Annotated in this window: 21 protein-coding genes; 8 read left to right on the plus strand and 13 right to left on the minus strand. The window is 73.0% G+C overall.

Annotation, left to right across the window (positions count from 1 at the left end; genetic code table 11):
- Positions 1 to 140: 140 nt before the first annotated feature.
- Positions 141 to 2,264, minus strand: coding sequence for an excinuclease ABC subunit UvrB (uvrB, locus tag MMF93_RS07700; protein ID WP_274709434.1), 2,124 nt, complete (start codon positions 2,262 to 2,264; stop codon positions 141 to 143).
- Positions 2,265 to 2,469: 205 nt separating this feature from the next.
- On the opposite strand from uvrB, the gene MMF93_RS07705 reads away from it, so the two are divergent.
- The 3 genes from MMF93_RS07705 (at position 2,470) to MMF93_RS07715 (ending at position 5,809) form a co-directional block, all read left to right on the plus strand.
- Positions 2,470 to 3,456: a glycerophosphodiester phosphodiesterase gene (locus tag MMF93_RS07705; protein WP_242750368.1), complete on the plus strand. Its 987-nt coding sequence runs from the start codon at positions 2,470 to 2,472 to the stop codon at positions 3,454 to 3,456.
- A gap of 239 nt (positions 3,457 to 3,695) precedes the next feature.
- A complete protein-coding gene (locus MMF93_RS07710; protein ID WP_242750370.1) occupies positions 3,696 to 4,319 on the plus strand; it encodes a methylated-DNA--[protein]-cysteine S-methyltransferase in 624 nt (207 codons plus the stop codon).
- Between the two features lie 188 nt (positions 4,320 to 4,507).
- Entirely contained in the window at positions 4,508 to 5,809 is a 1,302-nt protein-coding gene (locus MMF93_RS07715; RefSeq protein WP_423835581.1) for an MFS transporter, read from the plus strand.
- 144 nt (positions 5,810 to 5,953) lie between these two features.
- Here the strand turns inward: MMF93_RS07715 and MMF93_RS07720 are convergent, their stop codons facing one another.
- From MMF93_RS07720 to MMF93_RS07740, 5 genes are all read right to left on the minus strand, one after another.
- Complete coding sequence (locus tag MMF93_RS07720) at positions 5,954 to 6,736, minus strand: PIG-L deacetylase family protein (protein WP_242750372.1); 783 nt, start codon at positions 6,734 to 6,736, stop codon at positions 5,954 to 5,956.
- Positions 6,737 to 7,208: 472 nt separating this feature from the next.
- Positions 7,209 to 7,649 (minus strand): type II toxin-antitoxin system PemK/MazF family toxin, encoded by a 441-nt coding sequence (locus tag MMF93_RS07725; protein WP_242750374.1) that lies wholly within the window; start codon positions 7,647 to 7,649, stop codon positions 7,209 to 7,211.
- Positions 7,642 to 8,370 (minus strand): hypothetical protein, encoded by a 729-nt coding sequence (locus MMF93_RS07730; protein WP_242750377.1) that lies wholly within the window; start codon positions 8,368 to 8,370, stop codon positions 7,642 to 7,644. The genes MMF93_RS07725 and MMF93_RS07730 overlap by 8 nt, the downstream gene beginning before the upstream one ends.
- A 410-nt stretch (positions 8,371 to 8,780) precedes the next feature.
- Positions 8,781 to 9,518 carry a GPP34 family phosphoprotein gene (locus MMF93_RS07735; protein WP_242750379.1) on the minus strand — a complete coding sequence of 246 codons (738 nt, stop codon included), beginning with the start codon at positions 9,516 to 9,518 and terminating at the stop codon, positions 8,781 to 8,783.
- Between the two features lie 93 nt (positions 9,519 to 9,611).
- Positions 9,612 to 10,223 carry a helix-turn-helix domain-containing protein gene (locus MMF93_RS07740; protein WP_242750381.1) on the minus strand — a complete coding sequence of 204 codons (612 nt, stop codon included), beginning with the start codon at positions 10,221 to 10,223 and terminating at the stop codon, positions 9,612 to 9,614.
- Between the two features lie 80 nt (positions 10,224 to 10,303).
- Between MMF93_RS07740 and MMF93_RS07745 the strand changes: the two genes are divergently transcribed.
- Complete coding sequence (locus MMF93_RS07745; RefSeq protein ID WP_242750383.1) at positions 10,304 to 11,365, plus strand: NAD(P)/FAD-dependent oxidoreductase; 1,062 nt, start codon at positions 10,304 to 10,306, stop codon at positions 11,363 to 11,365.
- A 59-nt stretch (positions 11,366 to 11,424) separates the two neighbouring features.
- On the opposite strand, the gene MMF93_RS07750 is transcribed toward MMF93_RS07745, so the two are convergent.
- A complete protein-coding gene (locus MMF93_RS07750) occupies positions 11,425 to 13,143 on the minus strand; it encodes an SWIM zinc finger family protein (protein WP_242750385.1) in 1,719 nt (572 codons plus the stop codon).
- Complete coding sequence (locus MMF93_RS07755; protein ID WP_242757352.1) at positions 13,140 to 16,322, minus strand: DEAD/DEAH box helicase; 3,183 nt, start codon at positions 16,320 to 16,322, stop codon at positions 13,140 to 13,142. The genes MMF93_RS07750 and MMF93_RS07755 overlap by 4 nt, the downstream gene beginning before the upstream one ends.
- Positions 16,323 to 16,486: 164 nt before the next feature.
- Here MMF93_RS07755 and MMF93_RS07760 point away from each other — a divergent pair, with 164 nt between their 5' ends.
- Positions 16,487 to 17,308, plus strand: a complete 822-nt coding sequence (locus tag MMF93_RS07760; RefSeq protein ID WP_242750387.1) for an endonuclease/exonuclease/phosphatase family protein — start codon at positions 16,487 to 16,489, stop codon at positions 17,306 to 17,308.
- Between the two features lie 6 nt (positions 17,309 to 17,314).
- On the opposite strand, the gene MMF93_RS07765 is transcribed toward MMF93_RS07760, so the two are convergent.
- Positions 17,315 to 17,716: a hypothetical protein gene (locus tag MMF93_RS07765; protein WP_242750389.1), complete on the minus strand. Its 402-nt coding sequence runs from the start codon at positions 17,714 to 17,716 to the stop codon at positions 17,315 to 17,317.
- A gap of 113 nt (positions 17,717 to 17,829) precedes the next feature.
- Here MMF93_RS07765 and MMF93_RS07770 point away from each other — a divergent pair, with 113 nt between their 5' ends.
- Positions 17,830 to 19,215 (plus strand): amidase family protein, encoded by a 1,386-nt coding sequence (locus MMF93_RS07770; RefSeq protein WP_242750391.1) that lies wholly within the window; start codon positions 17,830 to 17,832, stop codon positions 19,213 to 19,215.
- A gap of 41 nt (positions 19,216 to 19,256) precedes the next feature.
- The gene (locus tag MMF93_RS07775; protein WP_242757354.1) at positions 19,257 to 19,865 is read left to right on the plus strand and encodes a hypothetical protein; all 609 of its coding nucleotides are present in this window, start codon (positions 19,257 to 19,259) and stop codon (positions 19,863 to 19,865) included.
- 11 nt (positions 19,866 to 19,876) lie between these two features.
- Here the strand turns inward: MMF93_RS07775 and MMF93_RS07780 are convergent, their stop codons facing one another.
- From MMF93_RS07780 to rpsA, 4 genes are all read right to left on the minus strand, one after another.
- Complete coding sequence (locus MMF93_RS07780; RefSeq protein ID WP_242750393.1) at positions 19,877 to 20,275, minus strand: tetratricopeptide repeat protein; 399 nt, start codon at positions 20,273 to 20,275, stop codon at positions 19,877 to 19,879.
- 88 nt (positions 20,276 to 20,363) lie between these two features.
- Positions 20,364 to 21,074, minus strand: coding sequence for a dephospho-CoA kinase (coaE, locus tag MMF93_RS07785; RefSeq protein ID WP_242750395.1), 711 nt, complete (start codon positions 21,072 to 21,074; stop codon positions 20,364 to 20,366).
- A gap of 38 nt (positions 21,075 to 21,112) precedes the next feature.
- Positions 21,113 to 22,093, minus strand: a complete 981-nt coding sequence (locus MMF93_RS07790) for a proteasome assembly chaperone family protein (protein WP_242750397.1) — start codon at positions 22,091 to 22,093, stop codon at positions 21,113 to 21,115.
- A gap of 537 nt (positions 22,094 to 22,630) precedes the next feature.
- A complete protein-coding gene (gene rpsA / locus MMF93_RS07795; RefSeq protein ID WP_242750399.1) occupies positions 22,631 to 24,145 on the minus strand; it encodes a 30S ribosomal protein S1 in 1,515 nt (504 codons plus the stop codon).
- 433 nt (positions 24,146 to 24,578) lie between these two features.
- Between rpsA and MMF93_RS07800 the strand changes: the two genes are divergently transcribed.
- Complete coding sequence (locus MMF93_RS07800; protein ID WP_242750401.1) at positions 24,579 to 25,475, plus strand: class I SAM-dependent methyltransferase; 897 nt, start codon at positions 24,579 to 24,581, stop codon at positions 25,473 to 25,475.
- The last annotated feature ends 57 nt before the right edge of the window (positions 25,476 to 25,532 follow it).

Here is a 25,532-nt window from a genome sequence, read left to right on the forward strand (position 1 = left end):
GCCACACGAGCGACGGCCACCAGGCACAGAACCCTACGCAAGAGCACTGACAGGCCGGGTGGCCGCCCGCTTCTTGTGTCGGTCTTGCAACACTCGGCGGGTGCCCCGCGGGTCGCCGGAGGAGCAGCGGGACACGAGCGCTATTTGAGCCCCACTTCCTTCATCTGACGGAGCTCCTTCTTCAGCTCGCCGACCTCGTCGCGCAGCCGCGCCGCCACCTCGAACTGGAGCTCGGCCGCGGCGGACCGCATCCGCTCGGTCAGCTCCTCGATGGTCTCCGCGAGCTCGGCGGCGGGACGGTCGGTCAGCTCCGCCTCCTTGGCCCGCTTGCCCTTGGCCGGGGTGGGCGCCTTGCCCTTCGCGGCCTTGCCGCCCTTGCCCGTCTCGTCCCGCTGGCGGTAGCCGGTGTCCAGCAGGGCCTCGGTGTCGATCTCCTCGCGGGCGATGTCCGCGACGATGTCACCGATCTTCTTGCGGAGCGGCTCGGGATCGATGCCGTGCTCCTCGTTGTAGGCGACCTGCTTCTCACGGCGCCGGTTGGTCTCGTCGATGGCGCGCCGCATACCGGGGGTGACCTGGTCCGCGTACATGTGGACCTGGCCGGAGACGTTGCGCGCCGCACGGCCGATCGTCTGGATGAGGGACGTGCCCGAGCGCAGGAAGCCTTCCTTGTCGGCGTCGAGAATGGCCACCAGGGAGACCTCGGGCAGGTCGAGGCCCTCACGGAGCAGGTTGATGCCCACCAGGACGTCGTACTCGCCGGACCGCAGCTCCCGCAGCAGCTCGATGCGGCGCAACGTGTCCACGTCGCTGTGCAGGTAGCGGACCTGGATGCCCAGCTCAAGGAAGTAGTCCGTCAGGTCCTCGGCCATCTTCTTGGTGAGAGTGGTGACCAGCACCCGCTCGTCGCGCTCCTCGCGCGTGCGGATCTCGTGCACCAGATCGTCGATCTGCCCCTCGGTCGGCTTCACGACGACCTCGGGATCGATCAGGCCGGTCGGACGGATGACCTGTTCCACGTATCCGTCGGAGCGGGCCAGCTCGTAGGGGCCGGGGGTCGCCGACAGGTACACCGTCTGGCCGATGCGCCCCAGGAACTCCTCCCACTTCAGCGGGCGGTTGTCCAGCGCGGAGGGCAGCCGGAAACCGTGGTCGATCAGGGTGCGCTTCCGCGCCGCGTCGCCCTCGTACATGGCGCCGATCTGCGGGACCGTCTGGTGCGACTCGTCGATGACCAGCAGGAAGTCGTCGGGGAAGTAGTCCAGCAGGGTGTGCGGGGCCGAACCCGGGTCGCGGCCGTCGATGTGCCGCGAGTAGTTCTCGATCCCCGAGCAGGTGCCGATCTGGCGCATCATCTCGATGTCGTACGTCGTGCGCATCCGCAGCCGCTGGGCCTCCAGCAGCTTGCCCTGCTTCTCCATCGACGTCAGCGTCTCGGCCAGCTCCGCCTCGATGGCGGTGATGGCGCGCTCCATGCGCTCGGGGCCCGCCACGTAGTGCGAGGCGGGGAAGACGTACAGCTCGTGATCGTCCGAGATCACCTCGCCGGTGAGCGGGTGGAGCGTGGAGAGGGCCTCGATCTCGTCACCGAACATCTCGATGCGGACCGCCAGCTCCTCGTAGACCGGGAAGATCTCGATCGTGTCCCCGCGGACCCGGAAGGTGCCGCGGGTGAACGACATGTCGTTGCGCGTGTACTGGACGTCCACGAAGCGGCGCAGCAGCTCGTCCCGGTCGAACTCGTCCCCCACCTTCAGCTTCACCATGCGGTCCACGTACTCCTGCGGGGTGCCCAGGCCGTAGATGCAGGAGACGGAGGCGACCACGACGACGTCACGGCGGGTGAGCAGCGAGTTCGTGGCACTGTGACGCAGCCGTTCGACCTCCTCGTTGATCGAGGAGTCCTTCTCGATGTAGGTGTCCGTCTGCGGGACGTAGGCCTCCGGCTGGTAGTAGTCGTAATACGAGACGAAGTACTCGACCGCGTTGTTCGGCAGCAGCTCGCGGAACTCGTTGGCGAGCTGCGCCGCCAGGGTCTTGTTCGGCGCCATCACCAGGGTCGGACGCTGGAGCTTCTCGATCATCCACGCGGTGGTGGCCGACTTGCCCGTACCCGTCGCACCCAGCAGGACGACGTCCTTCTCACCGCCGGTCACCCGCTGTGCGAGCTCCGCGATGGCGGTCGGCTGGTCGCCGCTGGGCTGATAGGGGCTGACGACCTCGAAGGGCGCCACCTTGCGTTCGATCTCGGTGTTGGGCCGCATGTTCACCACCGTACGACTCGGCACTGACACCCGCCCCGGGCTCGCAAACTACCCCCCACTGGCAGATAGCTGCCAATTTCTTTCATTGCAGGTCACAGGCTTGGGCACTGCTCGTTCAGCTCTACGCCACTTTGTCCCCGCTTGTTTGTATTGCGCATCGGGAACTGTTTCCGCAGTCCGTGCAGGCACAAGCGAGGAGTCCCGCATGTCGATACGCCCGCTGACCGCTGCCGCCACAGGCGCGCTGCTGGGTATGAGCGCGCTCTTCCTCACCGCCGCTCCGGCCGCCACGGCCTCCGAGCGGTCGGCAAGACAGACGCCGGAGCCTGTCGTAGACTCCGCCGCCTCGCCGCAGTCCGACGCTCCCTCGCCGACGGCGGAGAGCAGAAAACCAGCTCACTCACCACTGACGGTGGCGCACAGAGGAGCGTCCGGTGACGCGCCGGAGAACACTCTGGCCGCCGTCGACAAGGCACACGAGATGGGCATCGACTGGGTCGAGAACGACGTGCAGCGCACCAAGGACGGAAAGCTGGTCGTCATCCACGACACCACGCTCTCCCGCACCACAGACGTCGAGGACCGCTTCCCGGACCGCAGCCCCTGGAACGTCACCGACTTCACCCTCAAGGAGATCAAGACGCTCGACGCGGGCAGCTGGTTCGGCAGCGAGTTCAAAGGCGAGCGCATCCCGACCCTGGCGGAGTACCTGGACCGCATCACCCGCAACGGACAGGACCTCCTGCTGGAGCTGAAGTCGCCCGAGCTCTACCCCGACATCGAGCGGCAGACCCTCGGTGAGCTGCGGACCGAGGGGTGGCTGGACCGCAAGCACACCAAGAGCAAGCTCATCATCCAGAGCTTCGACAAGAACGCGATCACCAAGGTGCACCAGCAGAACCCGGCGGTGAAGACGGGCTTCCTGGGCACGCCCAAGACGAACGAACTGAAGGACTACGCGAAGTTCGCCGACCAGATCAACCCGACCTCGGCGGACGCCACCAAGAAGTACGTGGACGCCGTCCATGCGCTCAAGGGCCCGCACCACAAGCGGCTGGAGGTGTTCACCTGGACCGTGAACGACGCCGAGACCGCCCGCAAGGTCGCCGACGCCGGGGTGGACGGCATCATCTCCAACAAGCCCGACGTGGTCAGCGACGCCGTGGCGAAGGCCGCCACCCCCACGAGCTGAGCCACCGTCGGTGAGACACCCGCCGGACCGGGTCGGCCGGACCGACCCGGCCGGTGCCGGGTGAACCCTGTCGGCCGGTACCGGGCCGGCCCGGTCGGCCGGTGCCGGGCCCCCGGCTTCCGTGGGCCTGTGGCCCGTGGCTCCGTGGGTCCCGGAGGCCTGGGCCTGTGGCCCGTGGCTCCGTGGGCCCCGGAGGCCTGTCGGCGGGCGTTGTCAGTGGGCGGCTCTAGGGTGCCTGTATGACTGACACCACGGTGGAGCCTCCCGGCGGGACGTCGGACGGACAGGCGGGACCGGGCGCGCCGGCGGCCGCGGCCGCCGGGGCTCCGGCCACCGCCTCGGCCCGAGCGGTGCGGGAGACCCCCATCGGGCCGCTGCTGCTCGCGGCCACCGACAAGGGCCTGGTCAACGTGGTCTTCCATGCATCAGGCCGCACGCTGGAGAAGGCCCTGACGCGGCTGTCGGGGCGGCTGGGCGCCGCGGGGTCCTCCCCCGCCGCCGACGCCCACCTCGCCACGGCCGTCACCGAACTCGATCACTACTTCGACGGCGCCACCGGCCCGTTCACCGTCCCGCTGGACTGGTCGCTGACCGGCGGCTTCCACGAGCGGGTCCTGCGCGAGCTCGCGGCCGGCGTGCCGTACGGGGCCACCGTGGGCTACCAGGACCTGGCCCTGCGGGTCGGCGACGCGGGCGCCGCGCGCGCCGTCGGCCTGGCCATGGGCGCCAATCCCCTGCCTGTCGTGGTGCCCTGCCACCGGGTGCTGGAGAGTTCCGGGGCGATAGGCGGTTTCGGCGGCGGCCTGGAGACCAAGCGCCGCCTCCTCGCGCTGGAAGGCGTCCTTCCCCAGCCGCTGTTCTGAGCCCTCGCCGCAGCGCCGCCCCGCACGGCGAGGGCGCACAGCCATCCGCCGCACACCCGTGCGACGTGCGTACGTGCTGGATTCGTCCGTAAGTCCGTGGTGGGCACCGCCGGACCGCTGCGAGACTGCGCCGTGTGACAGACATACGCGAAACAGCCGACGGTGCTGACGAGGCGGCAGAAGCGGAGGTGACGGCGGCCGGCGCCCCGGCGGCCGGTCACGCGGAAGCCGGCCTGCTCGACGCCACCGGGCTGGAGGCCGTGCGGCGGCGGGTGCGCACGGCGCTGGTCGTCAGTCAGATCCTCGGCGGGCTCGGCAACGCCACGGCCGTCGCCCTGGCGGCGGTACTCGCCGAGCAGATCGGTGGCTCCGAAGCCGTCGCGGGGCTGGCCTCCACCTCGTCGGTCATCGGAACGGCACTGTTGTCACTGCCGTTCGCCGCGCTGATGGCCCGGCGGGGCCGGCGCTCGGGGCTCGCGACGGCGTACGCGGTGGCCGCCGCGGGCGGAGTGACGGTGGTGGTGGCGGCCGCCCTGCGCAGCTTCCCCCTGCTGCTGGTCGGCATGGCGGCCTTCGGGGCAAGCAACGTCGCCAATCTCCAGGCACGCTTCGCGGCAGCCGATCTCGCTCAGCCGCAGCACCGTGCGCGCGCCATCTCGACGGTCGTGTGGGCCACCACCGTCGGCGCCGTGGTGGGACCGAACATCGCGGCGCCCGCCGGGGCCGGTGTCGCGGCGCTGGGGCTGCCGCAGGCGGCCGGACCGTTCCTGTGGGGCACCGGAGTCTTCCTGGTGGCCGCAGCTCTACTGCACCTGATGCTGCGCCCCGATCCCCTGCTGACGGCTCGCGCGCTGGCGCGAGCCCGCGAGGAGAAGTACGGCAGTGGGACCGGCGGCAACGGGGACGAGCGGTCGCTGCGCGCCGGGCTGGCCGCCGTACGCGGCTCGTCCCGGGCCCGCGTGGCTCTGGCGGCCATCGCGGGCTCGCACACCGTGATGGTGTCCGTGATGGTGATGACCCCCGTCGACCTCCGCGGGCACGGCGCCGGAGTCGACCTGATCGGGCTCGTCATCAGCGGGCACATCGCCGGCATGTACGCCTTCTCCCCCGTGATGGGCTGGCTCGCGGACCGCGTCGGCCGCCTCAGCGTCATCCTGGTGGGTGTCGCGCTGCTGGCCTGCGCGACGGCGCTGGCCGGAACGGCGGGCGCCGGCCACGCCCAATCCGCCGCGGGGCTCTTCCTGCTGGGTCTGGGCTGGTCGGCGGGGCTGGTGTCGGGCTCGGCGCTGCTGACCGACGCGGTGCCGCAGCACGCCCGAGCCGCCGTGCAGGGCTTCTCGGACACGATCATGAATGCGTCGGCGGGCGTCGGCGGGGCCCTCTCCGGGCTGGTCGTGGCCCAGGCGGGCTACGGCTGGCTCAACCTCATGGCCGCCGCACTGCTCGTGCCCGTCGCGGCGCTCGCCCTCGCTGCCGTGCCGCGCCCGTAGCCGGAAGGCTGAGCTCCGCTCCGACGACGGCCCTCCACAGCGGAGCACCACGCCACGGCGGGACAGCGCGACGGTGCGCGGGACAGCGGGGCGCTGTGCTGAACGCGGGACGCTGTGCTGAACGCGGGACGCCTGCGAGAGCCGTCAGCAGGGGTGGAGTTCGAAGGCGACCGCGCGCCGGCCCCCGTTGCGCTCGGCGTAGTGGTCCAGACCGCCGTGGACGATCGAGCGCGCGTACGTCTCGGGGTCCTCGTCGGTGAGGGCCTCGATGTAGGCGCGGTGTTCCAGCAGGGAGGCGAGGCCCTTGCGGGCGGCCTCCTCCCCCACCGCAGCAGCGTGGGTCACGGTCGGCGCGGCGGCGACGGCCACCCACCGCACGCCGGACCACGGCAGGACACCGTCCTGCTCCAGCTGGTCGGTGAAGATCCAGCGGTTGCCCGCGTCACCCACCGCGTCGAGGACGGCGCGGCCCAGAGCACGGTGGTCCGGCGTGTTCCACGGGCTGCCGGGGGCGTCGCCCCAGGTGTCGTAGTGGTTGAGCGTGACGACCAGCTCGGGCCTGTGCCTGCGGATCGCCCCGGCGATGTCGCGGCGCAGCGCCGGGCCCTCCTCCAGCACACCGTCCCGGTGGTCGAGGAACTCCACCTCCGTGACACCGACGACGGCCGCACTGGCGCGCTGCTCCGCCTCACGGATGCGGGCCGCCTCGACCGGCTCCAGAGTGTCGATACCCGCCTCGCCCCGCGTGGCCAGCACGTACGTGACCTCCTTGCCGCTTGCCGTCCACTCGGCGACGGCGGACGCCACCCCGTACTCCAGATCGTCCGGGTGCGCGACGACCGCGAGCGCCCGCGACCAGTCCTCCGGCATCGCAGCGAGCCGAGGAACGGCCCCGTGTCCCTCCGCGGTCCGTGCTGTGGCCTCCATCAGTCCCACCTTCCGTCACCGCGCCCCCGTTGGCGCCGGTCACCAGGGCAACGCCCCTGCGCGGGCACGCTGTTCCCCGCCCCGGCGGGTTCGGCCTTTCGGCCGAGCGGAGTCCGCCGTGCGGAGTCCGCCGTGCGGCGGACCCCGCTTGTCGACGGAGCTCCTGTTCCGGGACATCCGAGGGGCCCGCGTTTGCCGGAGACGGGTCCTCCGGCGGAGGGCCAGGCTCCGAAGACGACCGGATTCCGGGCACTCGGCAGACCGCCGGTTCGCTCAAGCTCGGCACACGGCCGGCTTCCGGAAGACCGGTGCGCGGTCGACTCCGGGGGCGGTGGGCAGCCGGTTGTGGGCATCGGGTGGGCGGACGTTCCCGCGTCGGCTCTTCGGCGCCGGGCGGCGGCCCTGCTCCCGCGCCGCCGCCTGCGGCGGCCCTGCTCCCGCGCCGCCGCCTGCGGCGGCACCGCGCCGCGGCTCAGCGCCAGCCGTAGACCTGCTGGAGGCGGTGCACCACCGTTTGGAAGCGGGCGCGGTCCAAGGCGCAGGCCTCGCGCCTCATGCCGTCCGCATGGACGCGCAGCACACGGTCGAGTCCGACCCACGATTCGCGGCCCTCGCTGTCCCATGGGCCCGAACCGAGCGGCACCCATTCGTGGTCCCCGTTGTGCTGTCGGGAGGTGAGTTGGACCGCGAGGACAGGCCCCGTGGTGCCGTGCCCTTCCCTGGCGACGATGAGGACCGGCCGGTCCTTGCCCCGGCCGTCCGCTTCCTCGTACGGCACCCAGGTCCACACGATCTCGCCCGGGTCGGGGTCGCCGTCGGGGTCCGGCGCGTAGGTCATGCGCACGGGGCCGACCGACCGCGGGTCCACCTCGCTCGTCGCGGCGCCGGGGGACGCCGTCGGCCCTTCACCCATAAGGGTTGCTGCGGGGGTCGACGGGGGCTCCGCCCTGCTGCTGGCCGGGGTTGCCGTAGTACGGGCCGGGCTGCGGGGGCTGCTGCGGCGGGGCGGCCGGGGCGCCGGGGTTCTGCGGGGCGCCGTAATAGGGGCCGGGCTGCTGCTGGGGCGCCTGGGGCTGCTGGTAGCCGCCGGGTGCCTGCTGCGGCTGAGCGTACTGCTGTCCCTGCGGCGGGGCCTGCGGGGCCGCCTGCTGCGGCTGGGGGGCGTACCCCTGCTGCGGCGGCGCGTACGCCTGCTGGGGCTGGGCGTAGCCCTGGGGCCCCGCGGCGCCGTTGACGAGGGCGAGCAGCTGCTCCAGCTCGTTGCGCCACATGCGGTGGACGTTGATCCGGACCTGCTTGGCCTCGCCCGGCAGCGCCATGTAGTAGAAGCTCCACAGCGGGTTGAGCTGGATCTCGCCGAAGAGGGTGTGGGCCTGCTCGCGCGGGATGGCGTGCACGATCTCCTTCGGCCGCTGCGAGAAGCGGGACATCCGGTGGAAGAGCAACGCCTGCTCGGTGACCGTGATGAAGTAGTACTTGATCAGGAACTGGCCGATCAGGCCCAGGAATCCGACGCTGAGCCACGGGGTCGGGCCGGCGACGGTCCCAACCGAGACCAGCGGCTGGTCTCCCGGCGCCTGTTGGGCGATGGCCTCGGCCACCTGCTTCTTCATCGTCGCCTTGCGAAAGGCCATCGGACCACTCCTCGCTCGGTTCGCCGTGGTGTGGACGGCGCTGTTTTGTTCGGCGCAGAGTACTCGGCGAATCTGACAACTTCCCCGTCCGGGGCCATCGCAGGACCGTGCAGGGGCGCCGAGCGGCTCACTTACGGGCCGGAGAGGGGCGCCCTGAGCGGTCGGGGTGGCTCGGCAAGCCATGCACAGTGCCGTCGTAAAAGCCCTGCACGCGTGCGAGTTGAGACGGCGCGCCCGGCACGGTGCCGCACGTCGGGCTGGTCGCCGGTGACAGTCGTCACAGTCGCCTTCCGCCCGGGCCACGCGGGACGGTGGCGGCCGCCTTCTCCACCGCATGCGAGAAGCGGGGACCGGATGAGGCGGCCGGGCAGGCGGCATCCCCGCATGGGCCGCCGGACCACGAACCGCGCTCACACCCCCTGTGAGCCCATCGACGAGTCCTGACTCGGGACCAGGGCGACGAGCGCGCTACTGGCGCGGCGCAGGTCCTCGGGGACGGACTCCGCCGAGCCGGCGCCGCGGCTGCGGTACGGCGTCGTGCGCAGTCCCATGGGGACGCGCAGTGTTCTGTGCAGCCCGACGGCGCGGATCAGGTCGCACAGGAACAGTCCGTGCGCGTCGACCGCGCGCTGCCCCGACCCGATCGCCCGCAGCTGGGCGACCACCGCACCGCGTACCTCCTCATCGGGAACGCAGCGTTGTCCCCCGAGGACTCCGGATCGTTGACGGAGCACACCGCGCTCCATGAGCGCCGCCGTGTGCAGACGAAACGCGTGACGGCGGCGCTCCCGCAGCCACTGCCGGATGCTGACCCGCCCCTGCGGGGAAACGGGGAAGCGGCTGAGCTCGGCCAGTACCTCGTCGGCCCACGGCAGGCCGGTGGGGGAGGTGTCGAGCAGTTCGAGCCCGGCGCGGTGCGTCACCTGAGCGCGGACGCCGAACACGGTGGTTTCCCGGGGCCGCACCAGGATCCTGCGCCGCAGGGCGAGTTCGCCGAGTTCGGCCGCCGCACAGCCGGCCGCCGCCCGCAGTTTTCCGTGCACCTTGCCCGAAGGGAGGTGGGACAGCAGAGCGAACTCCTCGGGCAGGGAGAGGTACGGAGGGGAGGGGCGGGGGTACGGAGGGGGGTAGGCGTGGAAGCCGGACATGTTCCTCCCTGGTCGACGGTCGTCCGCCCAGCGCGGGCCTCACACACTGTTCTGATGCCCCGCGGCCCTCGACGGTTCACGGCACTCGGCGCACTACGTCTGGTCGGTGTCGGGCGAGGCGGACTTGGCGCGGGAGCGGGCGCGAAGGTGGACGCGTTCGCCCTGTCTGCCGAAGAGGCTGAGGAACTCGACTGGTTGGGGGCCGGCCGCGTCGAACCAGTGCGGCACACGGGTGTCGAACTCGGCCGCCTCCCCTGAGGCGAGCACCAGATCGTGTTCGCCCAGCACGAGGCGGAGCCGGCCGTTGAGGATGTAGAGCCACTCGTAGCCCTCATGGGTCTGCGGGTCGGGCTGCTTCGGCGCCTCGGCTCCGGGGAGCACCAGCTTGTAGGCCTGGATGCCGCCTGCCTTGCGGGTGAGCGGCAGCATGGTCATGCCGTGGGCGGTGACCGGGCGCAGATTGATGCGCGGATCACCGGTGGGAGGGGCGTCGACGAGCTCGTCGAGGGAGACACCGTGAGCTCGCGCCAGCGGGAGCAGCAGTTCGAGGGTGGGACGGCGGGACCCGGACTCCAGCCGGGAGAGGGTGCTCACCGAGATCCCGGTCGTCGCCGACAGCTCGGCCAGCGTGGTCTCGCGCTGCTTGCGCAGTGCACGAATCCTGGGCCCCACCGCGTCGAGTGCCTGATCGAGGTCGTCGTCCATGGACACAGTTTGCCACAACGGCAACCCTCCTTGCTGGAGCGCCGGGTCCGCGTGCACGGTTCTCGTGGAGGTGGTCACCGATGACCGAAGAACAGAACCAGGGCCTGAACGCGGTGTCCGGCGAGCTGAACGAACCGACCGACCCGCTCGCCGACAGCTACGACGTCGTGGTGATCGGCGGCGGCGCCGCGGGACTCAACGGAGCACTCATGCTGGCCAGGGCCCGACGCTCGGTGGCCGTGATCGACGCCGGGCGACCACGCAACGCCCCGGCCGACGCCGTGCACGGACTCCTGGCCAGAGAGGGGATGAGCCCCGCCGCACTCCTCGAACGCGGCCGCCGAGAAGTGCGCCACTACGGCGGACACGTGGTCCCCGGCGAGGTGAACGGGGCCACCCGCTACCGCGGCGGCTTCGAGGTGGCGCTGAGCGACGGCCGCACCGTCCGCGCCCGCCGACTGCTGCTCACCACCGGCCTGGTGGACGAACTGCCGCAGGTGCCGGGACTGCGCGAACGCTGGGGCCGTGACGTGGTGCACTGCCCGTACTGCCACGGCTGGGAAGTCCGCGACCGGTCCATCGGGGTGTTGGCCGGCGGCCCGATGGCGGTGCACCAGGCACTGCTGTTCCGCCAGTGGAGTGCGGACGTGACGCTGTTCTCGCACACCATGCCGCCGCCCACCGAGGAGCAGTCCGAACAACTCGCCGCCCGCGGCATCCGCGTGGTCGCGGGAGAAGTGGCGGGCTTGCGGATCACCGAGGACCGGCTGTCGGGAATTCGGCTGGCCGACGGCACGGTGCTCGCCCGCGACACCGTCGCCGTCGCCTCGCGCTTGGTGGCCAGGGCCGGATTCCTCGCCGCTCTCGGCCTGCACACCGCCGAGCACCCCATGGGCGAGTACGTGCCCTGCGACGCGACCGGACGCACCGAGGTTCCGGGCCTGTGGGCCGCGGGCAACGTCACCGATCTGGCCGCCCAGGTCGGTGCCGCGGCGGCAGCGGGCGCCGCGACGGCGGCTCAGATCAACGCCGACCTCGTCAAGGAGGAGACGGAGCAGTCCGTCGCAGCCGCACGCGGCCGCCAGGACGCGGCGAACGCGGCAGACCCAGCGGAGGCGGTGGGCTCGGCGCACGCGGCGTGAGAGAAGGCCGTATGGCTGACGGGGCCCATGGCGCGGCAGAGCGCCGCAGGGGAGGTCCCTCACCGCTCCCGCAGACCCGTCAGTGCGCGTACGGGATCGACAGCGGCCGTTCCCTCGGGCCACCACTCCGCCTCCGCCCCTCTCTCTGCCTCCGCCCCTGCCCCTGTTCTCACCCCTGCGCGGCCGTCCTGAGCATCCGCTTCGGCCGTTCCGCTCGCCGCCGAGTCGCCGACGGCGGCGGGTTCCGCGCGGTACGGGTACCAGCGGCCGTCCTTGCCGTACCGCAGTTGCACAGGCCGGGAGGTGTGGGTGAGGCGGTTGCGGTGGATGGTCATGGTGATGCCCAGAGCGGCGAGGGCGCTGCGGCCCCGGTCGAAAGGGCCGGCAGGCGGGTCCCAGACGGTGTCCAGCATCTCGAGCCCTGGCTGCCCGCCCTGCCGCCAGGCCGCCGCGGCACGGGCCAGCTCCAGCGCCTCGCGCCCCGCCGTCCGGGCAAGCGCGGCGAACAGTGGTGAGAGGGTGCGACGGCCGGTGAGCCGCGGATGGGTGGCGGCCAGCCGGATGGTGTCGTGCCACAGCGACAGCTCCGGCAACGGGTCCGGCCCTGGCACCGCCCCCGCCCCCGACTGCTCGACGTCGGGCTCCTCCCCGACCGCGCCGACCGCGCTGAGGGCCAGCCGGGCGCGGGTCGCCGCGTCCGCTGCCAGGAACGCGAGGGCGTCCGCGCTGGGCGCACCCGCCAGCTCCGGATACACCGCCCGATACTCGTCCGCCTCCTTCGGCGGGGGCAGGGGCGCGGGCAAGGGTGGGCGCACGGACGTCGCGAACACCTCCCGAGCGAGCACGGTACCGATCGGGCCGGAGCTGCCAGGAGTGTCGCTGCCACCGGGAGCCGTGGTGCCATCGGGAGCGCTTTCCTCGACGGGGTCCGCCCCCGTGACGGCCCTCTCGGCTGGGCGCGCCCCATCGGGGCCCGGCGCCGGTCCTCCACCCGGAGGCTCCGCCTCCGGGCCCGGCCGCACTCCCCCGTGCGGCTCGGCTGCCCCCTGCGGCTCCCGGCCGGTGGAAAGCGGGCCCAGGCCCGGGGACCGGCCTTGCTCTGGGGAACGGCCCGGCAGGGTGGTGGCCTCGTACGCCGTGGCTCTCTTGAGGAGCTCTTCCCTGACGGTCTCCGCGGCGCGACCACGCAGCCGGAACAGCAGCCCCGGGTCGCTGTCCAGGAGGCGGCCCGCCTCGTAACCGAGGGCGGCGGCGTGCTTGCAGGGAGAGCCCTGGTCGGGACAGCTGCACACCGGGGTCAGATCGCCCGGCGCGGGCAGAAGCCGGGCACCGGCGGAGGCGGCCTCGGCGAGAGCCTGCGGCGGTATCGCGCCGTCCAGCACGGCGGCCACGTGCGCGGGCCGGGCCGCGAGCGTCTCCAGGAAGGTGTGCCACCCCCGCTCCGGCAGCGGAGGCAGCCGCCATTGGGCGCGGTAGGGGCGCGGGCGGCTGCCGCTGACGTACGCGGAGACCCTGCCGGGCCCCACCCGCACCGTGAACACGCCGCCCTCCCGCGCGTAGGCACGCCCCCGCGCCAGCCGTGCCGTATCGCGTGCGCCGCCGCCCGCGGCGGCCTGGACCGCCCGTACCCACGCGCTGCCCAGGAGGCCGTACGCACCGGCGTCCTCCGGCAGCGGGTACCGCTCGGCGGCCCGTTCCGCCCCGGCCCCCGGACCCGCACCTTCCTCTGCCCCCGGCGCTGCCCCTGCCACTCCGTCGGCTTCCGCGAACCCGGTCACGGCCGCCTCCGCAGAGACACCAGGTCGGCGAGTTGTGCGTCCGTCAGCTCCGTCAGCGCCGCCTCGCCCCCGCTGAGTACGGCGTCGGCCAACTGCCGCTTGGCGTCGAGAAGCTGGGCGATGCGGTCCTCCACGGTGCCCGACGTCACCAGGCGGTGCACCTGCACGGGCTGGGTCTGGCCGATGCGGTAGGCGCGGTCGGTCGCCTGTTCCTCGACGGCGGGGTTCCACCAGCGGTCGTAGTGGATGACGTGCCCTGCCCGCGTCAGGTTCAAGCCGGTGCCCGCCGCTTTGAGGGAGAGCAGGAAGACGGGTGCCTGTCCCGCCTGGAAGGCGTCCACCATCTCCTCCCGACGGGCCACGGGCGTGCCCCCGTGCAGCAGTTGCGCGCCGATGCCCCGCTGGGCCAGGTGCGCCTCCAGCAGCCGCGCCATTTCCACGTACTGCGTGAACACCAGCACCGAACCGCCCTCCGCCAGGATCGTGGCCAGCAGTTCGTCCAGCAGGCCCAGCTTGCCCGAGCGGGTGAGCCCACTGCCGGGAGCGTTCGACCGGACCGGGGAGCGCGGCGCGGGACGGTCGGCGGAGCGGCTCGAGGAAGCGGGGCGGCTCGGAGGAAGAGCGGCCGCACTCCTCCCCGTGCCCTCCCTCAGGTACTGCGCCGGGTGGTTGCAGATCTGCTTGAGCGAGGTCAGCAGCTTCATCACCAGGCCGCGCCGCTCCATGCCCTCTGCCGCCTCGATACGGGCCATCGTCTCGCGCACCACCGCCTCGTACAGTGACGCCTGCTCGCGGGTCAGTTCGACCGTGTGGTCCGTCTCCGTCTTGGGCGGCAGCTCGGGGACGATGCCCGGGTCGGACTTGCGGCGGCGCAACAGGAAGGGCCTCACGAGCCGGGCCAGGCGCGCCGTCGCCTCCGGATCCTCGCCGGTCTCGACCGCTCGTGCGTGGCGGGCGCGGAACGTCCTGAGCGGACCGAGCAGCCCCGGTGTCGTCCAGTCGAGCAGCGCCCACAGCTCGGAGAGGTTGTTCTCCACAGGTGTGCCTGTGAGGGCGACGCGTGCGGCGGCGGGAAGGGTGCGCAGGGCGCGGGCGGTCGCGGAGTACGCGTTCTTGACGTGCTGTGCTTCGTCCGCGACGACCAGTCCCCACCTCTGGCCCGCCAGGCGTTCGGCACTGCCGCGCAGGGTGCCGTAGGTCGTCAGGACGAAGCCGCCCTCGCCGTCGTCGAGCCCGTCGAGGGTGCGCCCAGGGCCGTGGTAGCGCCGGACGGGCACGTGGGGCGCGAATCTGGCCAGTTCCCGCTGCCAGTTGCCCAGCAGCGACGCCGGGCAGACGACGAGTGTCGGCGCCGTCTCGCCGCGCTCCGCGCGGCGCAGGTGGAGCGCGATGAGGGTGACGGTCTTGCCGAGCCCCATGTCGTCGGCGAGGCAGCCGCCCAGCCCCAGTGACGTCATCAGCTCCAGCCAGGCGAGGCCCTGGAGCTGGTAGCCGCGCAGCGCGGCGTTCAGCCGGGCGGGTGCCGGCACACCCGGAGCGCTCGGGTCCTCCGGAGGGCACGCCGCGCGGCGTGCCGCCTCGTCGAGACGGTCGCGCAGCACGGCCAACGCGCCCTCGGGGACCGCCGTGACCTGCTCGCCGTCGACCTCGGCCTCCCCCGAGAGCGCGGCCGCGAGCGCGTCACCCGGCGAGAGCAGCCCGAGGTGCCGCTTACGTGCCTTGCGGACCAGCTCAGGATCCACCAGCACCCACTGGTCCCGCAGCCGCACCAGGGGGCGGTGGGACTCCGCCAACGCGTCCATCTCACCGTCGGTGAGCGGCTCTTCCCCCAGGGCGATCTGCCAGCGGAACTCCAGCAGTTGCTCCTCCTTGAAAAAGCCGAAACCGTCCGCGGCCGAGCCCGGGGCCTGCGGACCGGGGCGGACGACCGCCGTCGCGCTGAGCAGTTCGCGCACCAGCGTGCGCGGCCAGTGCACGGCCACGTCCGCCGCGGCCAGGTCGCGGGCCGCACGGCCCAGCAGGTCGTCCAGCTCCGGTTCCGTCAGCGGCAGCACGTCCGGTGTCGGCCGCTCCAGCAGCCGTTCCAGCGGCGGCCAGACGCGGGCCGCGCGCCGGATGGCCAGCACGGTGTCCACGCGGGCGCGCGGCCCCAGATACTCCGCCTCGCCCCGCCACAGCGCGCCCACGTCCGCGACCAGCAGGGCGTCCGCGATGCTCGCCGCCTGCACGACGGCGGCGGCGACGTAGGGGTCGGACCGGGGGGACCCGCTTCTCGCTGAGGCCCCGCCGGCCGGGATACCACCACCGTCCCGGGCGCCACCGCCAGGGGCCCCTCCGTCTGCTTCCGCTCGCGCCTCCGCCTCCGCGTGCGCAGCAGCGGGGGGCTCGTCCCGGCCGCCGCCGTCGAAGATGCGGTCGGCCGACAGGTCGAGGCGGAGGGAGATCCGGATTCCGGCCTCCGTGCCGGCCGCCACCTCGGCGGCCCACTGGCGCAGCCGCGGGTAACGCTCCGCGAGCCGCTGCGGCTCCCTCGCGGCGAAGGCGGGACCCGCGGCCGCGGGTCCCGCCGGCGTACGGGGCAGCACGTCGGCGACCGCGTCCAGGAAGGCACGCACCAGCCCTTCCGGCTCCGGCACCCGCAGCGGCCCGGGCGCCGCCCGACCGGGCGCGCACGGATCCGGCCGGGCGGGGCCCGGCTCCACAGGCACCGCGTGTGCCTCCGGAGGCATCGCGGCGGCCACGGCGCGCAGGTGCGTCACGTCCTCCTCGTCCAGCGGCCCCGCCCGCCACACGTCAGTGCCGCCCTCACCCAGGCCCGGCACCAGACGCCCCTGTGCCACCAGCCGCATGCCCTGCAGCGCTGCGGCGCCCCAGCAGGCGGCGGCCGGGTGTGCCCGCCCCGCGGTACGCGCCCTCATCAAAAAGGGCAGCGCCTCGCCCACCCCCAGCCGGCGGGCCGCCACCACCTGCGGCCCGACCTCCTCGGTGTGCGGCCGCAGCACCGTCAGCTCTCCCGGCTCGCCCACCTCGGGAAGCTCGCCCCCGTCAACCGCCCAGAACGCCACGCGCCCCTGCCGTGGCACCTCCCCCGGCAGGAACACCGCAGCGCACCGCAGAAGATCCGCACCGCTCGCCGACCCCTCACGCGTCCTCGACCCCCTACGCGTTCCCGACCCCATACGCGCCACCGCTTCCGCACTCACCGCTCACACCAGCCTCAACACGCGAACGAGTCTAGGAGCGGGCACTGACAACGCCCTCCGTGATCAAGGGGCTCCCAGGTCGGAGCAGTACAGCGGTCGGCGCCGCGCCGGTGGGGGTAGCGTTTCGTCCCGTGCGGGTGATGACCATGAACGTGCTGGCGCCCGAGTACGCCGACGGTGCCGGCCGAAGGGCTGTGCTGGCCCGCGAGCTGGCCGGGCTGGCCCCTGACGTGCTGGCGCTCCAGGAGGTCACCCGCGCCGACGTGGCCGCGCTCGCCGGCGACGGGTGGCACGTACTGCCCCACCCCCGGTACGGCTCGGACGGCGTCGGGGCGGTGCTCGCGGCGCGCACGCCCTTCGCCGCCGTCGCGGCTGACCCGCTCACCGTCTCGGACCGCACGGCGCGCACCGAGTGGTGCGGCGTCGTGGCCGCGCTGCTGCCGTTGCCCGAGCCGTTCGGTCCGCTGCTCGTCGGGCACCACAAGCCGAGCTGGCCCTACGGGTGGGAACTGGAGCGCGAACAGCAGGCGCTGGTCACCGCCCGGCTCCTCGCGGAGAGGGCCGAGGAACACTCCGCGCGGCACACGCTGCTCCTGGGCGACTTCGACGCCACGCCCGACGCGGCGAGCATCCGGTTCCTGCGGGGTTTCCAGTCACTGGACGGGACGAGCGTCTGCTACCAGGACGCGTGGGCGAGCGCGCACCCCGAGGGGGCATCCGGGCCGGGGCCGACGTTCACCCCCGAGAACCCGCTCGTGCGGCGCGGCGACATGCCGGAGGCGGCGGAGCGGCGCCTCGACTACATCCTGGTCGGCTGCGGGCCGCACGGCCCCACCCTGCACGTGACCGGATGCCGACGCGTCATGGTCGAACCGGTGGACGGGGTGCAGGTGAGCGATCACTACGGGCTCGTCGCCGATCTCGTCCCACCGGACCACCCGCCCGGTGCCTGGGCGGATTGACGCCCCTCAGCCGAGGTTGATGCCGCCGTGGATGTCGCGCGCCTGGATCACGGGGCCGCTCACGTGCGCCGTCCCCGAGACGGTGTTGTGGACCTCGGAGCGCTCGGCCCGCAGCACGGGGGCGTGCCGTTCCGCCCATCCGCGCAGGAGGGCGGCGAACTCCTCGTCGGCACGGGCCTGCTCGCCGAGCCAGCCGGTCAGCACGCGGACCTGCGCCTCGTCGGAGGGGTCGACCGCCGCCAGACCGCCTTCGTCAGGCGCCGGCGCCCCGTCGGGACGGCGGCCGCCCACGCGCCGTGCGAGGGCGAGCAGCGACTCCCATGCCGACTGCCCGGCCGCACCCGCGGCACTGCCCGCGGCGACTGAGGCGGCGGTCGTGGCCAGAGTGAGCGCGGCGTCAATGTCCATACGCCATACGGTAGATGCCGCCACCGACACCGTGCCATCCCGCCTCGCGGTTGTACTGTTTCCCGCTCGCACGGTCTCCTGCTCGTACCGCTCCCGCTTGTACCGTCTCCCTCATGAGCGGGGGCGGGGGCGGGGACGAGAACCGGGAAAGCCGCCGGACTCCGGCGGGGCTCGACACGGACACGCACGGCGACATGAGCGCATGCGCGCACGGCGGCATGAGCGCGTGCGCGTACGCCGGCATGAGCGCGTGTGAGATCGCCGCCGCGGTGTCGGAAGGGCGTCTGACCGCCAGGGAGGTCACGGAGGCCGCGCTGGCGCGGATCGCCGCGTCCGACGGGGCGGTCCGCGCCTTCACCGAGACGTGGCCCGCGTGGGCCGCCGGGCGCGCCGCCGAGGTCGACCGCGCTGTCCGGGCGGGCGCGCGGCTGCCGCTCGCCGGAGTCCCGCTGGGGGTGAAGAACACCCAGCGGGTGACGTCGCCACGGCTCGCCCGGCTGACGGCCGCGGGATGTGTGCCCGTGGGCGCGACCGCCACGCCGGGCCCGGGCACCGAATGGCAGACGTGGGGCGCCACCGATTGCGGACCCACGCGCAACCCTCTCGGCCCCCGGTGGAGCCCCGGCGGTTCCTCCGCGGGTTCGGCGGCGGCCGTGGCGGCGCGTATGGTGCCGCTCGCCACGGGAAGCGACGGTGCGGGGTCCGTCCGTATACCGGCCGCCTGGTGCGCCGTCATCGGGCTGAAGACGACGGGCGGTCTCGCGCCCGCGCAGGGCCGCACCGTCCGCAGCGCGCCCGGCCCGCTGGCCCGTACGGCCGGTGACGCCGCCGCCTACCTCGCGGCGCTCCAAGGGAGCGGCAACGGCGTCGGCGGAGGCACCGGCACCGTCCCGCCGACCGGTACGCCGCCGCCGCGCCCCGTCCGGACGGCATGGTCGGCGACGCTCGGTTTCGCGGACACCGAGGACGAGGTGGCGGGCGCGGCGCACGGGCTCCTGGAGGCACTGACGAGCGCGCGGATCACCGCCGCGCGCCCTGCCGTCACCGTCCTGCTTCCCGATCCCGCACGGTGCTGGCGGGAGCTGCGCGCCCCCGACGCGGGACGTTCCTCCCTCGAGGCCGCTCGTGCGGACCTCAACGCCCGTTCGGGCCGTGCACCCCGCACGGACCACCATGCGGCGCGTACGGGCCGCGTGTCCGCCGCGGCGGCGCGTACCGCGTCCGCTCTCGCCCGCGCCGTGGCGGAGGTCTTCACGGAGGTGGACATACTCGCCACGCCGACCACGCCGGGGCCGCCCCACGGGCACGAGGGACCGGGGACGGCCCTGAGCGTCGCGCTCACCTGGGCCTTCAACGTCACGGGACATCCCGCGCTGAGTCTGCCAGCCGGACGGACGGCGGACGGCGCGCCGGTCGGACTGCAGCTGGTGGCACCGCACGGCAGAGAGGCCGACCTGCTCGCCGTGGCGGCCGCGGCCGAGAGAGAGGGACTGGTGTGACGGACGAGACGCGGTCCGCGCGGGCGGCACGTCCGCTGCTGATGCTCGATGTGGACGGGCCCCTCAACCCGTTCGCGGCGCGCCGGCCGCGCCGTCCGCGCGGCTACCGCACCCACCGGATGTCGCCGCCCAGCTACGTCGCGCGCAGGCAGGCGGCGGGCCGCAGCACGGAACCACTCCGCGTGCGGCTGAACGCCGCGCACGGCCCCTGGCTGCTGGGGCTCGGTTTCGACCTCGTGTGGGCGACCACCTGGGCGCACGAGGCCAACGACTACATAGCACCCCTGATCGGGCTCCCCCGGCTGCCCGTGATCGGCTGGTCGGACGAGACCGCGCCCGAGGTGGACGGGCTGCCCGCGACGGACGGACCACCCGAGGCGGAGGGATCAGCCACGGCACACGGGCCGCCCGAGAGGCACGCACCGCCCGAGGTGGACGGGCTGCTGTTCAAGACGCGGCACGTGGTGGCGTGGGCGGCCGGGAGGCCGTTCGCCTGGGTGGACGACGCGGTGACAGCGAAGGAACGCCGGTACGTGGCCGCGCACCATCCCGGCGCCGCGCTCCTCCACCACGTGGACCCACGGCGCGGGCTGCGCGGCGACGACTTCGCCGCGCTCGCCCGCTGGGCGCTGGACCACACGAACGGGTAGCGCGCTGGTTCTCAGTTGCCGAGATCCTCCGTCGAGCCCGGCTCGGGAGGCGAGAAGTCCTCGAAGCCGGCCGCCTCCACGAAGTCGGGCCGCGGGTTGAGTGCGGCTGCCAGCTTGAAGTGCGCGCGGGCCTCCTGGTCCCGCGCCGCCCGCTGGAGGGTGCGGGCGAGCGCGAAGTGCGCGAACGCGTTGTCGGGCTCGCGCTCCAGCACCCACTGGAACTCCTGCTCGGCCGACCTGAGGCGGGCGGCGAGGAAGTACGCGCGGGCGCGCAGCAGCCGTGCGCCCCGGTGTTCGGGGTGCTCTTCGATCACGCCGTCGAGGAGGTCGACCGCGCCGCGCGGGTCGCGCGCTTCCAGCAGCTGCTCCGCGGCACGGAACTGGATGAGGTTCGTCTCGGGGCTCGTCACAGCACTGCCCTCTCCTTCGGGTTCCGGCGAAGCACAACGCCGGATCGGCAGTGTTCATTCCCCCAGCGCGCGCCGGCGACCCCGCCGCTCAGCCGGCGTCGGAGCCGGAGCCGGCACCGGGACCGGAATCGGAGCCGGAGTCGGCGGCGTCGGCTCCCGTGCCCGAGCCGGTGTTCGATCCGGCGTCGGCCTGCTGCCGGCCGGCCTCCCGCAGCTGTTCCCACACCCCGCGCACCCGGGGCGCGAGCCCCGCCAGCGGGCCGTCGTTGTCGATCACGAGGTCCGCGACGGCCAGCCGTGCTTCCCGGTCGGCCTGCGCCGTCATCCGGGCCCTGGCCTCCTCCTCGGTCATGCCGCGCAGCCGCACGAGCCGCTCCAGCTGCGTTCCGGGGGACGCGTCCACGACCACCACACGGTCGTAGAGCGGCGCGAGCCCGTTCTCGGTCAGCAGCGGCACGTCGTGGACGACGACCGCCTGCGGATCGGCCTCGGCCGCCTCCCGCTCCAACTGCGCCGCGCGCTCCCCCACCGCGGGGTGCACGAGGGCGTTCAGCGCGGCGAGGCGGTCGGGATCCGCGAAGACGAGGGAGCCGAGGCGTGCCCGGTCGAGGGTGCCGTCCGAGGTGAGCACCTCCTCGCCGAACTCGGCGACGACCGCCGCGAGACCCGGCGTGCCGGGCTCCACGACCTCCCGTGCGATCCGGTCGGCGTCCACGATGACGGCGCCCTGTTCGGCGAGCAGCCGCGACACCTCGCTCTTGCCCGCTCCGATCCCGCCCGTCAGACCCACCTTCAGCATGCGGGCCACGCTATACGGTGCGGCGGCGAGCGGTCCGGTCAGTCCCGGTCGCCGTTGTCCGTGCCCTGCCCGCGGCCCTGCTCGCTCTCGCGGTCGGCGAGGAACTTCTCGAAGACGGCGCCGAGTTCATCGGCCGAGGGCAGCTCAACGGGTTCGGCCACCAGGTTGCCGCGGGTCTCCGCGCCCGCCACGGCGTCGTACTGCTGCTCCAGGCCGCGGACCACCGAGACCAGCTCCTCGTCCCCCTCCGCGAGCTGCCGCTCGATCTCGTTCTGCGTGCGCAGTGCCTCCGTGCGCAGCGCGTGCGCCGTCTCGGGCAGGACGAGGCCGGTCGCGGAGGTGATCGCCTCGGCGACGACGAGCGCCGCGTCCGGATACCGGGAGCGGGCGATGTAGTGGGGGACGTGCGCGGCGACACCGAGGACGTCGCGCCCGCTCTCCGAAAGCCGCAGCTCGGTCAGTGCGGCGGCGCTGCCGGGCACCTGGGCCTCTTCGAAGACGGACCGCTGCGCGGGCACCAGTTCGGTGCGGTTGCCGTGCGGGGTGAGACCGACGGGGCGGGTGTGGGGAACGCCCATCGGGATGCCGTGGAACGTCACGGACAGCCGGGCCTCGACCCGCTCGACGATCTCGCGGACGGCCTCGGTGAACCCCTCCCACTCGTTGTCCGGTTCAGGGCCGGAGAGCAGCAGGAACGGTGCGTCCGTCGCGTCCCGCATCAGCCGCAGTTCCAGGCGCGGCGTCTCGTAGGACACCCAGCTGTCGTTGCGGAACGTCATCATCGGGCGCCGCGCCCGGTAGTCGATGAGGCGGTCCACGTCGAAGCGGGCGACCGTGACGTACGGCCGGGTCTCCAGCAACTGCTCCACGATCTGTTCGCCGGTGTCACCGGCGTCCATGAAGCCTTCGAAGTGGTACAGCATGACCAGCCCGGCGCTGTCGGGCTCCCCGATCACCGCGTCCACGGCGTCGAGCCCGGCCTGGTCCCACGCGTACAGGGATTCCCGCTCCATTCGCATACCACCGACAACGCCGCCCCGTCTTCCCGCATTCCCGCACGTCCGTCTCGGGCCCCCGGCGCGCGGGGACCGGTCCTCGCCGCCCGGCCGCTGAGCCCCGTCTGAGATCCGGCCGCTCGGGCGCGGCAGCGCGCTGCGCAGCCCCGCCCGCTCCTGTTGACCGTCCCTTCTCGGCCCGCCGGCGGACGAACCCGTGGGGCGAGGGAGAACCGCGCCCGAGGGACCGATTCCGTATGCCGTCAGGGAGCGTCCCTCGATGTCGCCAAGGTCGCCTGCCGAGCCTTCGCCCTCTCAGGCGGGACCGCGCGGCCCGGCGACGCGTCGGACGGTGACCGGCGGCTGCCGCTCCTGGCGCCGGGCAGGCGAGGCCCGGCGCGCTCCAGCTCGACGTGCGGTGCCGGCTGCCGGGCCGGGACACGCAGCGAGGCCCGCATCCCGTAGGGGATGCGGGCCTCGTGTCGGCTGATCACCTCAGCGGCTGCCGAATCAGCTCAGCGGCCGGAGGCGCCTCCCAGCAGCGGGGCCGGGAGGAGAACCTCAGCTCTGGCCACCCGCCAGCTTCTCGCGGAGAGCCGCCAGGGCCTCGTCGGAGGCCAGCGCGCCCGAGTCCTCGTCGGAACCCTCCGAGGAGTACGAGCCGCCGCCGCCCTGGCCACCACCCTGGCCGCCGCCCTGGCCGCCGCCGGTGGCACCCTCGGCCGCCGCCTGCTCGTCGGCCTCGCGGGACTTGATGACCTGGGCCTGGTGGGCCTCGAAGCGGGACTGGGCAACCGCGTACTGGTTCTCCCACTCCTCGCGCTGCTTCTCGTAGCCCTCGAGCCAGTCGTTGGTCTCGGGGTCGAAGCCCTCGGGGTAGATGTAGTTGCCCTGGTCGTCGTAGGACGCGGCCATGCCGTAGAGGGTCGGGTCGAACTCGACCTGGGTCGGGTCGGCACCGAAGGTCTCGTTGGCCTGCTTCAGCGAGAGGCTGATGCGGCGGCGCTCCAGGTCGATGTCGATGACCTTGACGAAGATCTCGTCGTTGACCTGGACGACCTGCTCCGGGATCTCCACGTGGCGCTCGGCCAGCTCGGAGATGTGGACCAGACCCTCGATGCCCTCGTCGACGCGGACGAACGCACCGAACGGCACCAGCTTGGTGACCTTGCCGGGCACGACCTGGCCGATCTGGTGGGTCCGGGCGAACTGCTGCCACGGGTCTTCCTGGGTCGCCTTGAGCGACAGGGACACGCGCTCGCGGTCCATGTCGACGTCCAGGACCTCGACCGTGACCTCCTGGCCGACCTCGACGACCTCGGAGGGGTGGTCGATGTGCTTCCAGGACAGCTCGGAGACGTGGACCAGACCGTCCACGCCGCCCAGGTCGACGAAGGCGCCGAAGTTGACGATGGAGGAGACGACGCCGGAGCGCACCTGGCCCTTCTGGAGGGTGGTGAGGAAGGTCTGGCGGACCTCGCTCTGGGTCTGCTCCAGCCAGGCGCGGCGGGAGAGAACCACGTTGTTGCGGTTCTTGTCCAGCTCGATGATCTTGGCCTCGAGCTCCTTGCCGACGTACGGCTGGAGGTCGCGGACGCGGCGCATCTCGACCAGGGAGGCCGGGAGGAAGCCGCGCAGGCCGATGTCGAGGATGAGGCCACCCTTGACGACCTCGATGACGGTACCGGTGACGATGCCGTCCTCTTCCTTGATCTTCTCGATGGTGCCCCAGGCGCGCTCGTACTGGGCGCGCTTCTTCGAGAGGATCAGGCGGCCTTCCTTGTCCTCCTTCTGGAGAACGAGGGCCTCGATCTCGTCACCGACGGCGACGACCTCGTTGGGGTCGACGTCGTGCTTGATCGACAGCTCTCGGGAAGGGATGACACCTTCGGTCTTGTAACCGATGTCGAGCAGGACCTCGTCCCGGTCGACCTTCACGATGACGCCGTCGACGATGTCGCCGTCGTTGAAGTACTTGATCGTCTCGTCGATCGCGGCGAGGAAGGCTTCCTCGGAACCGATGTCGTTGACCGCAACCTGCGGGCTGGTGGCGGAAGTCTCGGTGCTGCTCGTCATGTGGGAAAGGGTCTCCGGTACGGACATGAAGTCGTAGGTACTGCTACGCCGAGAGCCCTTTGATCGCACCGCATGCAAGTCAGCCGGACAGCCAGATAAGCCGGAAACCCGAGGGGACATACAACAGATGCGAGCGCGGCCTGCTCCGTCCGAGGCACGCAGGCCCGCAGCGCAACTTGTAGCATACGGGGGCCGCTGGGCATGGTCAATGCGCGAAAGAGCACACCTGGGGCGGAAGGCGCCATTTCCGGCAGAACTCGCCACGGCGGAGGGGCAGATGACCCCGCACGGCCCGCTCCCGCGGCCTCCGACAAGCCACCCGGCGGACCCCCACGGCGCTCGGCGGCGCACTTCGACGAAGGGTACGACTACAGGTGCGAGGGAACAAAAGCACGAGGTGGACGGGGCCGTCCGCCCCTCGGGTGGGCCTGCGATGACGGACGGTGACCACCCCGGCCCGCGCGACCCCCTCGGCACCCACGGCCCCGTCGGCGCTCCCGGCCCCCTCGGCGCTCCCGACGACGACGCCGAGGCGGTGCGGCGGCCCGCCGGCGGCCGCGAGAGCAGCCGGGCCAACCGCGGCTGGTGGGACCGCAACGCGGACGAGTACCAAAGCGACCACGGCGACTTCCTCGGGGACGCCCGCTTCGTCTGGGGGCCCGAGGGGCTCGACGAGGCGGAGGCGCGCCTGCTCGGACCCGCCGGGCAGCTGCGCGGTCTCAGGGTGCTGGAGGTCGGCGCGGGTGCCGCCCAGTGCTCGCGGTGGCTGGCGGACCAGGGCGCCCGGCCCGTCGCCCTCGACCTGTCGCACCGCCAGCTCCAGCACGCCCTGCGGATCGGCGGAGGCGAGGGTGGCGGCGCCGGGTTCCCGCTGGTCGAGGCGGACGCCAGGGCCCTGCCCTTCGCGGACGGCTCCTTCGACCTGGCCTGCTCCGCGTTCGGAGCGCTCCCGTTCGTGGCCGACCCCGAACGGGTCTTCGCCCAGGTGGCGCGGGTGCTGCGGCCCGGGGGGCGGTGGGTCTTCTCGCTGACCCACCCGCTGCGCTGGACCCTGGCCGACGAGCCGGGCCCCGAGGGGCTGACCATCCTGAACTCCTACTTCGACCGGACGCCGTACGTGGAGCAGGACGCGCGCGGACGGGCCGTGTACACCGAGCACCACCGGACGATGGGCGACCGGGTGCGGGACCTGGTCGGCGCGGGTTTCCGGCTCGACGACCTGGTCGAGCCCGAGTGGCCGGAGTGGAACCAGCAGGTGTGGGGCGGATGGTCTCCCCTGCGGGGGCGGCTGGTCCCGGGTACGGCGATCTTCGTGTGCACCCGCGTGTGAGGGGCCCCGCTCCTTCCCCCCGTACTCCGCCAGGGCCAGGGAGCGGGGACAATCGCT

Source organism: Streptomyces tubbatahanensis, from assembly GCF_022699385.1.
GTDB lineage: Bacteria > Actinomycetota > Actinomycetes > Streptomycetales > Streptomycetaceae > Streptomyces > Streptomyces diacarni.